Origin of the sequence: Saccharopolyspora sp. 6V (assembly GCF_020176785.1) — a bacterium.
Lineage (GTDB): Bacteria > Actinomycetota > Actinomycetes > Mycobacteriales > Pseudonocardiaceae > Saccharopolyspora_C > Saccharopolyspora_C gregorii.
The window spans coordinates 1-11,583 of record NZ_JAIUKB010000199.1 but is presented as its reverse complement, the minus strand read 5'-3'; the positions used below and the strand labels follow the sequence as shown (position 1 = coordinate 11,583).

The window sequence follows — 11,583 nt, the reverse complement described above, 5'->3', positions numbered from 1 at the left end:
CGGTCGGGGAGCGCGGGTGGGGGTGGGCTCAGCGCCCGTCGAGCAGGGCCCGGCGCGACGGCTGCCAGCGCACGCCGAACACGCCCATGCCGAAGTCCAGCGTCACCGCGTGCGTGCGGGCGTGCCGGTCGAGCGACAACGGCTTCGGCGGCGCCACCTCGTTCGCGGCCGAGTCGCCGACGAAGCTCTCCACGTGGTCGGGCGGGCAGGCCGGGTCGAACTCCAGCTCCACCACGTACTGCCGCACCGGTAACCGGAACAGCCGGCAGAAGGTGTGCTCCGGCTCGTTCGCGCCGGTCGGCATGTCGGAGATCTCGTATTCGAGCAGCATCGTCTCGCCCCGTTCGAGGGGCCGGTCGAACAGCAGCTCCGCCACGATCACGTCCCGGGCGTGGTCGGTGAGCACCTGGCCGATGCGGCAGGACCGCAGCGGGCGGATCGTCGGCGACACCGGGCTCGTCGAGGCGCCGTCGAACATCACCACCCAGCGGTCGGCGCCGTTGGCCTCGGCGCGCACCAGCTTGCTGGCGCGCACCATGCGCTGGTCGCCGTAGGCGTCGATGTGCACGACGTCGTGCTGCGAGAGCCGGGTCAGCTTGCTGTCGTGCGTGGTGTCGATCCTGGTCAGCAGCTCCACCGCGGACTCGTTCTCGGACCACAGCTCGCTCAGCGGCGGCGCGTCGTGCGCGGCCTGCCGGGTGCGGCCCCGCGGCCGCGGCGGTCCGAGCAGCGCCGAGAGCGCGCCGTCCGGGATGCCGAGCACGTTCTCCAGCTGTTGCAGCGCGAGCAGCGAATCGGGGCGTTCCGGGCGCCTGCGGCCGGACTGCCAGTAGCTCAGCGCGGTGATGCTCACCGGCGTGCCGCGGGTCTGGAGCCGGTGCTGGATGCGTTCCAGGCTCAGCCTGCTGGCGCGGATCGCCGCGCGCAGCGCCACCTCGAACGGTCCGGTTCGCAGGAGTTCAGCGAGCTCGGGCGATACCGGTGGGGCGGGCTCGCTGCGGACGGCTGTGCGCGACGTGGAACGGATGTCGGTCTTCGGACCGGTCATGGTTACTCCTCGTGTCCGCCGAACTCGCGAACTTACGCTAATGAGTGAGACTCGGGCACGCAACGATCAAGTTTCGGTTCCACGCACCTACTAAAGTGTGAGGCCAATTCGCGCTCTTTGTGTTCGGCCGAGCGTTCTTTGCTCCGCCCGGCCCTCTCCACTTCCCCGAGTGCGCGAACCGGTGCTCGGGGTCTCGACGAGAACGCGCATCCGCCGCACCGGGATTCCGGGCGCCCCGCGCCACGTCGGGAGTGGTCCGCCGAAACCGGCACCGGCGCGCGGAAACCTGCTGGACGGCGCCCCTGCCACGTTGGATAGCCTGGTGCCCCTCACGTCCGCGGTCGCCACCGAGCCGTGCCGCGCCCGGACGTCGCAGCACCGCCGCAGGGCGGTTGTCGCACCAGTCGACCTGAAGAGGAGCTCAGTACCCGTGATGCGCACGCACGAGGCCGGATCGCTTCGCGCCGGTCATGCCGGGCAGTCCGTCACCCTGGCAGGCTGGGTGGCGCGCCGCCGCGATCACGGTGGAGTGATCTTCATCGATCTCCGCGACGCTTCGGGCGTCGCCCAGGTGGTCTTCCGCGAAGGCGAGATGGCCGAGCGCGCCCACCGGCTGCGCGCCGAGTTCTGCGTCCGGATCACCGGTGACGTGGTGCGCAGGCCGGAGGGCAACGAGAACACCGAGATCGGCACCGGCGAGATCGAGGTCTACGCCACCGAGCTCGAAGTGCTCTCCGAGTCCGCCCCGCTGCCGTTCCCGCTGGACGAGCATCTGGAGGTCGGCGAGGAGATCCGCCTCAAGCACCGCTACCTGGACCTGCGCCGCTCCGGCCCGGCCCGGATCATGCGGCTGCGCAGCGACATCAACCGGGTCGCCCGCGAGGTGCTGCACGAGCGCGACTTCGTCGAGATCGAGACGCCGACGATGACCCGCTCCACCCCGGAGGGCGCCCGGGACTTCCTGGTGCCCGCCCGCCTGCAGCCCGGTTCCTGGTACGCGTTGCCGCAGTCGCCGCAGCTGTTCAAGCAGCTGCTCATGGTCGGCGGGATGGAGCGCTACTTCCAGATCGCGCGCTGCTACCGGGACGAGGACTTCCGCGCCGACCGGCAACCCGAGTTCACCCAGCTCGACATCGAGATGAGCTTCGTCGAGCAGGACGACGTCATCGAGCTCGGCGAGCGGATCGTCGCGGGCCTGTGGAAGCTCATCGGGCACGAGATCCCGCTGCCGATCCCGCGGATGACCTACGCGGACGCGATGGCCCGCTACGGCAGCGACAAGCCGGACCTGCGCTTCGGGCTGGAGCTCACCGAGCTCACCGAGTACTTCGCCGACACCCCGTTCCGGGTGTTCCGCGCGCCGTACGTCGGCGCGGTCGTCATGCCGGGCGGCGGCAGCCAGCCGCGGCGGCAGCTCGACGCCTGGCAGGACTGGGCGAAGCAGCGCGGCGCGAAGGGCCTGGCCTACGTGCTGGTCGGCGAGGACGGCACCCTGTCCGGTCCGGTCGCCAAGAACCTCTCCGACGCCGAGCGCGACGGCCTGGTCGCGGCGGTCGGCGCGAACCCGGGCGACTGCGTGTTCTTCGCCGCGGGCGAGCGGTCCCCGTCGCGCGCGCTGCTGGGCGCCGCGCGGCTGGAGATCGGCGAGCGCTGCGGGCTCATCGACCACGACGCGTGGTCGTTCGTCTGGGTGGTGGACGCGCCGATGTTCGCGCCGATCGCCGACAGCGACGACGTCGCGGTGGGCAGCGGCCGCTGGACCGCGGTGCACCACCCGTTCACCGCGCCGAACGCCGACTGGGCGGAGACGTTCGACGAGGACCCGGAGCACGCGCTGGCCTGGGCCTACGACATCGTCTGCAACGGCAACGAGATCGGCGGCGGCTCCATCCGCGTGCACCGCGCGGACGTGCAGGAGCGGGTGTTCTCGGTGCTGGGCATCTCCGAGGAGCAGGCGCAGGAGAAGTTCGGCTTCCTGCTCGACGCGTTCAAGTTCGGCCCGCCGCCGCACGGCGGCATCGCGCTCGGCTGGGACCGGATCTGCATGCTGCTGGCCGGTGCGGACTCGCTGCGCGAGGTCATCGCCTTCCCGAAGAGCGGCGGCGGTTTCGACCCGCTGACCTCCGCGCCCGCGCCGATCACGGCCGAGCAGCGCAAGGAGGCCGGGGTGGACGCGAAGCCGGCCGCGAAGGGCGCGGACCCGGTGCCGACGGAGAAGCTCACCGAGAAGCAGAGCTGACCCGGCGGCCGCCGGGCCGGGAACCGGGGGCGGGGCCGTGCTGCGCGGAGCAGCACGGCCCCGTTCTTCGTCCGGCGGAGCATGTCGCGCGCGAATCGATGCAACGCGAGCCCGGTTCGCTTCCGTCGGGATGACGTGGGAACGCCGGACCGGTGCGCGACGGTCTCGCGGGTCCGGTTCCGGGTACCCGTCGGCGTGAGTGGGGTACGGCCGAACGAGCACGTGCGGTGCGCGCGCCACTACCTGCGGTGGCGCACTTGACCGGTCTTGCCCGTTCGGGTTCAGGTTGTGGGGGTAGTGTCTGGAGACGATGAGCGTGGAGATCACTTCCGGCCCTCCGGAGGTCCGTGTGCCCGCCAGCACCACGGTGACCGATACCGTCGGCACCGCCGAAGCCGTGCTCAGCAAGCGCATGGGAGCCCCGGTCCGCCTCGCCGACGCCGAGGACCTCGGTGGCAGCGAGCGTTCCGTCGTGCTTCGCGTGCGGGTCGCCGAGACGCCGTACGAGTTGCCGCGGACCCTGGTGCTCAAGCACTACGGGGAATGCCCGGAGGAAGCCCGCTCGGACCCGTTCGCGCACGAAGCGGCGAGCTGCCAGCTCGCGACCGCGCTGCCCCCGGAGATCCGCGTCGGTCCCGAGCTGATCGCGCACGACGCCGATCGCCGGTTGCTGGTGCTGGAGGACCTGGGACGCGGTTCCACGCTCGCGGACGTGCTGTTCGGCGAGGACCCGCGGGCCGCGGAGCGGGCGCTGCTGGCGTGGGCGCGGGCGCTGGGCCGCCTGCACACGACGCTGGCCGGCCGGGAGGCGGACTTCGAGGCGCTGATGCGCCGGGTGGGCGCCAAGTCCTGCGCGGACCCGGTGGCCGAGGACATCGTGCGTTCGCTGGAAGACCTGCCGGGCCTGATCGAGCAGTCGCTGGGCGTGCCCACGCCGCCGGAGGTCTCGGCCCGGCTGCAGTCGGCGGCGGAGCTGCTGAACCAGAGCCGCTACCGCTCGTTCAGCCCGTCGGACATCTGCCCGGACAACAGCCTCGTGACCGGGACCGGGGTGCGGTTCCTGGACTTCGAGTGGGGCTGCGTGCGGGACGTGGCGCTGGACGCGGCCTACCTGCAGTACCCGTTCCCGTCGTCCTGGTGCTCGTACTCGCTGCCGGAGAACCTGGCGGACGGGATGCTGGCGACCTGGCGGTCGGAGATCGCCGAGGTGTGGCCGGAGCTGGACGACGACGAGGTGCTGCTGCCCCGCCTGTTCGACGCGCAGGTGCTGTGGGTGTGGGTCTCGACGTGGTGGTTCTTGCCCCGCACGGGCGAGTCGGACAGGCCGATCGACCTGCACATGCCGTCACCGCGGCGGAGCACGGCGCTGGTGGACCGCTGGCGCAAGCTGCGCGACGACGCGGTGGAGTGCGGTGAGCCGGGGTTGGCCGGCTACGCGTCCTCGATGGTCGACGCCTTGGTGGAGCGGTTCGGGGCCGGCGCGCTGCAGCTGCTGCGCTACCCGGCGTTCCGCGACGAGGAGAAGTGACCCGTTCTTCCGCGGCCCCGCGCACCGATCCCGGTGCCCGGGGCCGTTCCACGTCGCCGTGATCCCGACGTCACGTGCTGGACATCCGGATTTCGTTGAGATCTCATCGAAGTGAAACGTGCGTCCGCTCGATGCCACTCGAACGGGTCCACGTTTCGGATTCGACTCCGGACAGGTAGCGGAACGTGCATGTCGAGCGCTCTTCCTGCGTCTTATCGGGTGGGTCGGCTGTGCGCATTAATCTTTCTTCATCTTTGGGGCGATGATCACCCTTGCATTTATACTGGGTGAGTCGGATACGTTGTGTCGAGCAACCGGTGGACGCGCCCCTCCTGAAGCGGGAGCGCCCCGGGCGCGGACATCGGAGCGAATGCTCGCCGCGATGGCGCGAGCGCCTTCCGGATGGACGTACCGATCGGGCACCGTCGCCCCCACCCCCTCGGCCGCAGGCCGCCACCGCACGCCGTTCCAGGAGGCATGATGCGCATCAGGATCGTGAGAGCAGGAGTGTTCCTGCTGTTCACGGTTCTGCTCGCCGTCGTCGTGCCGTTCCAGTCGACGCTGTGCGCGGAACTGGCGGTGCGCAACACCTCCGAGATCAAGACGAACGAGATCAAGGAGCACAGCGAGAAGCTGCGCCAGCGCCCGGCGGCGTCCTCGCCGTCGCGGCGCGAGGTCCGGGAGCCGGAGCCGCGGGAGCTGCTGCCGAGGGCCTTCCGCGAGGACATCGCCGCGCGGCACACCCCCGCCACCTCCCGATCCGGCGGGCACGCGTGCTCGCAGCGCGACGCGCAGTGCGTCCGGGAGAGACACGCGCCGGCAGTGCTGCAGGTCTACCGGCACTGATCGGTGTTCCAGGAACGGAACACCGAAGGCCCGTGATCTCTTCAGACGCTCAGTGAGGCGGCGCAATGAACTTCGAACACCTGGTGGACCACGCGCGTCGGCATCCGCGCACGATCCCCGAAGCACACCGCCGGGAACTCGCCTCCGGGCAGCAGCCGGTGGCATTGTTCATCACCTGTTCCGATTCGCGGGTGATGCCCTCCCGCATCACCGGGGCCGAACCCGGAAAGCTTTTCGAATTGCGCACCGCGGGGAACGTGGTGCCGCACTACGTCCCGGATTCCGCGTCCAGTGAAATGGCGACGATCGAGTACGCCGTGCTGCAACTGCGCGTTCCGGAGATCGTGGTCTGCGGGCATTCGCACTGCGGTGCCGTGACCGCGAAGTGCGTGGCCGGGTGCGGCCTGGAACAGCTGCCGGCGCTGCGCTCCTGGCTGGGCACCGGCGAACCGCCGCGGACCGCGCCGGTCGGGCCCGACCCGGCGGTGCGCTCCGAGAGCAAGGCCCACGTCCGGGAACAGCTGGACACGCTGTTCGAGTACCCGTTCATCCGGGACCGCGTGGCGCAGGGCGATCTGCGGGTGCACGGGTGGTTCTACGAGATCGACACCGGTCTCGTGTTCCGCAGCCCGGATCGCACCCCGGATTCGCCCGCCGACGTGGACTTCCTGCCGCTGTGATCGCGGCCGCGCACCGGCGCGCGGTCCACGCGGCGTTCGGCGCGATTCGCTGACCCGAACACATCAATGCGGACCCGCCCGGGTGCGCGTCCGGAAACGGCGCGCACCGGTGGATCCGCGATCCGGCGTCCCGCGGTTCCGCGGACCGCCGGTCTTCCCCGAGCGGAACGGGCGCGGCCGCGTGCCGCGCGGAGGTCCCGCGGTGATCCCGCGGAGTTCGCGCGCCACGGCCGCCGTCCGCCGCTCAGCGCCCGCCCGCGTCCGCGCGGTCGCGGGCGTCTCCTCCCGACATCGATGGAGTGCATCGTGACCACTCAGACCAACGCGTCCGCCGAGCGGCGCACCGGTTCCGGAGTTCCGCAGTGGCCGAAGGGGACCTTCGGCGCCGACCTCGGCGCGTCCCTGGTGGTGTTCCTGGTGGCGCTGCCGCTGTGCGTCGGCGTCGCCGTCGCCTCCGGCGTGCCCGCCGAGCTGGGCATCATCACCGGTGTCATCGGCGGCATCGTGGTGGGCCTGCTGCCCGGCAGCACCATGCAGGTCAGCGGTCCGGCCGCGGGCCTGACCGTGCTGGTCGCCTCGGCGGTGTCCGAACACGGCCTCGGCACGCTCGGGGTGATCGTGCTCGGGGCCGGGCTGATGCAGATCGTGATGGGCATCGGCCGCATCGGCACCTGGTTCCGGGCGATCTCGCCCTCGGTCGTGCAGGGCATGCTGGCCGGCATCGGGCTCGTGATCATGCTCGGCCAGCTGTACCCGGTGGGCGGGCTGGAGCAGCCCGCGCACACCGCGGAGAAGTTCGCGGGGCTGCCGGGCCTGGTCGCGGCCATGTTCACCACCCCGCAGGGGCTGGCCGGGCTCGGCGCCACCGTCGTCACCCTGGTGATCCTGTTCGGCTGGCAGAAGATGCCGGAGAAGGTGCGCGGCATCCCCGCCGCGCTGGTCGCCGTCGTCGCGGTCAGCGCCGGAGTGTGGGTGCTGGGCCTGCCGCTGAAGATGACCGAGGTCGGCTCGCTGCTGGAGACCATCAACATCCCCACCGGCGAGGCGTGGGCCGCCGCCATCACCCCCGCGGTGATCGGCTCCATGATCACATTCGCGCTGATCGCCTCCGCGGAGAGCCTGTTCAGCGCGGCCGCCGTGGACCGCATGCACGACGGCCCGAAGACGCAGTACAACAAGGAGCTCATCGCCCAGGGCGCGGGCAACGCGGCCTGCGGTCTGCTGGGCGCGCTGCCGATGACCGCGGTGATCGTCCGGTCCGGCGCCAACGTGCGGGCCGGGGCGAAGACGAAGGCGTCCCGCGTGCTGCACGGCGTGTGGTTGCTGCTGTTCGTGGTGGCGCTGCCCGGGCTGCTCGGCTTCATCCCGACGGCGGTGCTGGCGGCGCTGCTGATCCAGGCGGGCTGGAAGCTGCTGGAGCTGAACAAGGTCGTCGAGATGCTGCGGACGAACCGGCCCGAGGCGCTGGTGCTGGTGCTGACCGCGGTGATGATCGTGTCCACCGACCTGCTCATCGGCACGCTGATCGGCCTCGGCGCCGCGGTCGTGAAGACCGCCTTCGACGTGTCGCGGCTGTCGGTGACGGAGGAGGAGCACGACGACGGGCACCTGCGCCTGGAGCTCGGCGGCAACGCCACCTTCCTGCGGCTGCCCAGGCTGCTGGAGCGGCTGGAGAACGTGCCCGCGGACAAGAGCGTGCACCTGGATCTGAGCACGGTGCGGCACCTGGACCAGGCCTGCCACCAGGCGGTGCAGAACTGGGTCGCGCAGCGCGAGCGGGACAACGCCCGCACCGAGGTGGCCATGCCCGCGGGCGTGCGCTGACCCCGGCCGTCCGAGCGCCGCGCCGGAGGTGCCCCGACCGGGCACCTCTGGCGCGGCCGCGTCGGGGGTCCCGGGTAGCGTCGGCGGGGTGAGCGACGGGCTGTTCGACGAGGGGTTGTTCGGCGCCGAGACCGAGGACCGCGCCGGGGAGAAGCTGGCCGAGAACGCGCCGCTGGCGGTGCGGATGCGGCCCCGGTCGCTGGACGAGGTCCTCGGGCAGGGGCACCTGCTGGGCGCGGGCGCGCCGCTGCGCAGGCTGGTGGAGGGCGCGGCCCCCGCGTCGATCCTGCTGTACGGCCCGCCCGGCACCGGCAAGACGACGCTGGCGAACCTGGTGTCCCGCGCGACGGGCCGCCGCTTCGTGGCGCTCTCGGCGCTGTCGTCCGGGGTGAAGGAGGTGCGCGCCGTCATCGAGGAGGCGCGCCGCCGCCTCGGCCGCTCCGGTGAGGCGACGGTGCTGTTCATCGACGAGGTGCACCGGTTCTCCAAGACCCAGCAGGACGCGCTTCTGGGCGCGGTCGAGGACCGCACGGTGCTGCTGGTGGCCGCGACCACCGAGAACCCGTACTTCTCCGTGGTGGCCCCGCTGCTGTCCCGCTCCCTGGTGCTGCAGCTGCGCAGCCTCGACGAGGACGACGTGCGGGAGCTGGTGCGCCGCGCGGTCGCCGAGGAGCGCGGGCTGGCCGGGGAGCTGGAGCTCGCCGACGACGCGCTGGAGCACCTGGTGGCGCTGGCCGGCGGGGACGCGCGCCGTGCGCTGACCGCGCTGGAGGCGGCTGCCGAGTCCGCCGCGTCCACCGGTTCCGGCCGGATCGACCTGGCCACCGTGGAGGCCACGGTGAACCGGGCCGCGGTGCTCTACGACCGGGGCGGGGACCAGCACTACGACGTGGTGAGCGCGTTCATCAAGTCCATCCGCGGCTCCGACGTGGACGCCGCGCTGCACTACCTGGCCCGCATGGTGGAGGCGGGGGAGGACCCGCGGTTCATCGCCCGCCGCCTGGTGGTGCACGCCAGCGAGGACGTCGGGATGGCCGACCCGACGGCGCTGCAGGCCGCGGTCGCCGCCTCGCAGGCCGTGCAGTTCATCGGGATGCCGGAGGGCAGGCTGGCGCTGGCGCAGGCCACGATCCACCTGGCGACCGCGCCGAAGTCGAACGCGGTGATCACGGCGATCGACGCGGCGATGGGCGACGTGCGCGCGGGGCAGGCCGGCCCGGTGCCGCCGCACCTGCGCGACGGGCACTACGCGGGCGCGCAGAAGCTCGGCAACGCCAAGGGATACCGCTACCCGCACGACCGCGCGGAGGGCGTGCTGGAGCAGCAGTACGCGCCGGACGAGCTCGTCGGCACCGACTACTACGAGCCGACGGTGCGCGGCGCCGAGCGGGTGCTGGCCGAGCGGGTCCCGAAGTTGCGCGGCATCGTCCGCGGCGGGTGAGCCGCAGCGCAGGAACCAAGCCATCAGCATCGAAGGAGCCGCCGTGCGGATCGTCGTGACCCGGAACCTCCCCGAACCTGCCGTGGCGCTGCTGCGCACCGCGGGCGAGGTGCACGTCTGCGAGCGGGACCGGGCGCTGGACCCGGCGGACCTGCGCCGGGTGGTGGCCGGGGCCGACGCGGTCGTGGCGATGCTCGGCGACCGGGTGGACGGCGCGTTCGCCGACGCCGCCGGACCGCAGCTCAAGGTCGTTGCGAACGTGGCCGTCGGCTACGACAACGTGGACGTGCCCGAGCTGACCGGCCGTGGCGTCACCGTGACGAACACGCCCGGGGTGCTGACCGACGCCACCGCCGATCTCGCGTTCGCGCTGGTGCTGATGGCGACCCGCAGGCTCGGGGAGGGGGAGCGGCTGATCCGCTCCGGCACGCCGTGGTTCTTCCACCTGGGGTTCATGCTGGGCACGGGCTTGCAGGGCAAGACGCTGGGGATCATCGGCCTCGGCGGGATCGGGCAGGCCGTGGCCCGCCGGGCGCGCGCGTTCGGCATGCGCATCGCCTACTCCGGGCGTCGCCGGGTGGCCGCCGGGGTGGAGGCCGAGCTCGACGCCCGGTTCCTGCCGCAGGACGAGCTGCTGCGGGAGTCCGACGTGATCTCGCTGCACTGCCCGCTGACCGAGCAGACCCGGCACCTGATCGACGCGGCGGCGCTGGCCGCGATGAAGCCGTCCGCGGTGCTGGTCAACACCAGCCGCGGCCCGGTGGTGGACGAGGCTGCGCTGGCCGCGGCGCTGCGCGCGGGCCGGATCGCGGCGGCCGGGCTGGACGTGTTCGAAGAGGAACCGGCCGTGCACCCGGAGCTGCTGGAGCTGGACAACGCGGTGCTCGTCCCGCACCTGGGCTCGGCGACCGAGGAGACGCGCACGGCGATGGCCGAGCTCGCCGCGCGCAACGTGGTCGGCGTGCTGACCGGGAACGGCCCGGTCACCCCGGTGGCGGCTTGACCGTCGGACGCGCCGACGAACCGGAAGCGCTCGCCCGGGGGTGGCACGGTAACGTGACGCGCGATCAAGACACCGGCGAATCCTCGTCGGTGGCAGGAAAACCACGTGGAAACCGGGAGGGCACGTGACGCCCACGCAGATCGCCGCGCTGATCGTCGCGGGCGCGTTCGTGCTGCTGGTCGTGCTGCTGGCGATCCCGCTGGTCAAGCTCGGCCGAACGCTGGACGAGGCGACCGTCGCGATCCGCAAGGCGCACGAGAACACCGATCCGCTGTTCACCGGGGCCAACTCGACCCTGACGCACGTCAACACCCAGCTGGAGCGGGTGGACGGCATCACGGCCAACGCCAAGACGGTCAGCGGCAACGTCTCGGCGTTGTCGTCGCTGTTCACGGCTACACTGGGTGGCCCGTTGGTGAAGACCGCGGCCTTCTCGTACGGGGTGAGCAAGGCTCTCCGAGCTCGCCGCAAGCGCAAGGAAGAGCCGTGGGGCAAGCACTCCCGCCGCAAGGGAGGACGCAAGTGAGGCGGATGTTCTGGTTCGGGGCCGGTATCGCCGCAGGCGTGTTCGTGACCCGCAAGGTCAACGAGACCGCCCGCAAGGCGACCCCGAGCGGCGTCGCCGAACAGCTCGGCGGCGCCATGCGCGAACTCGCGGGAGCCGTCGGCTCGTTCGGTGCGGACGTGCGCGCCGGGATGAGCGAACGGGAGCAGGAGCTGCAGGACGTCGTCGACGGCACCTCGGTGCCCCGCCGGCCGTCCGAGCCTCGCGCGATCGACGCTCGACCGGCGGAAGGCCGGGTGCGCCCGGCCGGTGATGGTGTGCGCGCACCGGCTCGGCGAGCTCGCCGGGCGGAGCGCTGAACGGCGGGCGTTCCGGGGAACCGGTGCGGCCCGTCCCGCAAGGCGACCCCGAGCGGCGTCGCCGAACAGCTCGGCGGCGCCATGCGCGAACTCGCGGGAGCCGTCGGCTC

The 11,583-nt window shown here is 72.1% G+C and carries 10 protein-coding genes; 9 read left to right on the top strand and 1 reads right to left on the bottom strand.

Annotated features, from left to right (window positions below; all coding sequences use genetic code 11):
• Positions 1–28: 28 nt before the first annotated feature.
• A complete protein-coding gene (locus LCD35_RS28850; protein ID WP_224962498.1) occupies positions 29–1,048 on the bottom strand; it encodes a hypothetical protein in 1,020 nt (339 codons plus the stop codon).
• Between the two features lie 430 nt (positions 1,049–1,478).
• On the opposite strand from LCD35_RS28850, the gene aspS reads away from it, so the two are divergent.
• From aspS to LCD35_RS28805, 9 genes are all read left to right on the top strand, one after another.
• On the top strand, positions 1,479–3,287 hold the full coding sequence (gene aspS, locus LCD35_RS28845) for an aspartate--tRNA ligase (protein WP_224962496.1): 1,809 nt from the start codon (positions 1,479–1,481) through the stop codon (positions 3,285–3,287).
• Positions 3,288–3,597: 310 nt separating this feature from the next.
• The gene (locus tag LCD35_RS28840; protein ID WP_224962494.1) at positions 3,598–4,815 is read left to right on the top strand and encodes a phosphotransferase; all 1,218 of its coding nucleotides are present in this window, start codon (positions 3,598–3,600) and stop codon (positions 4,813–4,815) included.
• Positions 4,816–5,310: 495 nt separating this feature from the next.
• The gene (locus LCD35_RS28835; RefSeq protein WP_224962492.1) at positions 5,311–5,661 is read left to right on the top strand and encodes a hypothetical protein; all 351 of its coding nucleotides are present in this window, start codon (positions 5,311–5,313) and stop codon (positions 5,659–5,661) included.
• Positions 5,662–5,726: 65 nt separating this feature from the next.
• The gene (locus tag LCD35_RS28830; protein ID WP_224962489.1) at positions 5,727–6,341 is read left to right on the top strand and encodes a carbonic anhydrase; all 615 of its coding nucleotides are present in this window, start codon (positions 5,727–5,729) and stop codon (positions 6,339–6,341) included.
• A gap of 306 nt (positions 6,342–6,647) precedes the next feature.
• Entirely contained in the window at positions 6,648–8,165 is a 1,518-nt protein-coding gene (locus LCD35_RS28825; RefSeq protein ID WP_224962487.1) for a SulP family inorganic anion transporter, read from the top strand.
• A gap of 88 nt (positions 8,166–8,253) precedes the next feature.
• Positions 8,254–9,606, top strand: a complete 1,353-nt coding sequence (locus tag LCD35_RS28820) for a replication-associated recombination protein A (RefSeq protein ID WP_224962485.1) — start codon at positions 8,254–8,256, stop codon at positions 9,604–9,606.
• A 43-nt stretch (positions 9,607–9,649) separates the two neighbouring features.
• Entirely contained in the window at positions 9,650–10,609 is a 960-nt protein-coding gene (locus tag LCD35_RS28815; RefSeq protein ID WP_224962483.1) for a D-glycerate dehydrogenase, read from the top strand.
• Positions 10,610–10,733: 124 nt separating this feature from the next.
• Positions 10,734–11,135 carry a DUF948 domain-containing protein gene (locus tag LCD35_RS28810; protein WP_224962481.1) on the top strand — a complete coding sequence of 134 codons (402 nt, stop codon included), beginning with the start codon at positions 10,734–10,736 and terminating at the stop codon, positions 11,133–11,135.
• Complete coding sequence (locus LCD35_RS28805; RefSeq protein WP_224978431.1) at positions 11,132–11,473, top strand: hypothetical protein; 342 nt, start codon at positions 11,132–11,134, stop codon at positions 11,471–11,473. Before LCD35_RS28810 ends, LCD35_RS28805 begins: the two co-directional genes overlap by 4 nt.
• Positions 11,474–11,583 lie beyond the last annotated feature (110 nt).

Excerpts from the sequence above, each read along its gene's own strand:
- LCD35_RS28850 (WP_224962498.1), bottom strand. The coding sequence starts at position 1,048 with ATGACCGGTCCGAAGACCGACATCCGTTCCACGTCGCGCACAGCCGTC.
- LCD35_RS28840 (WP_224962494.1), top strand. The coding sequence starts at position 3,598 with ATGAGCGTGGAGATCACTTCCGGCCCTCCGGAGGTCCGTGTGCCCGCC.
- LCD35_RS28830 (WP_224962489.1), top strand. The coding sequence starts at position 5,727 with ATGAACTTCGAACACCTGGTGGACCACGCGCGTCGGCATCCGCGCACG.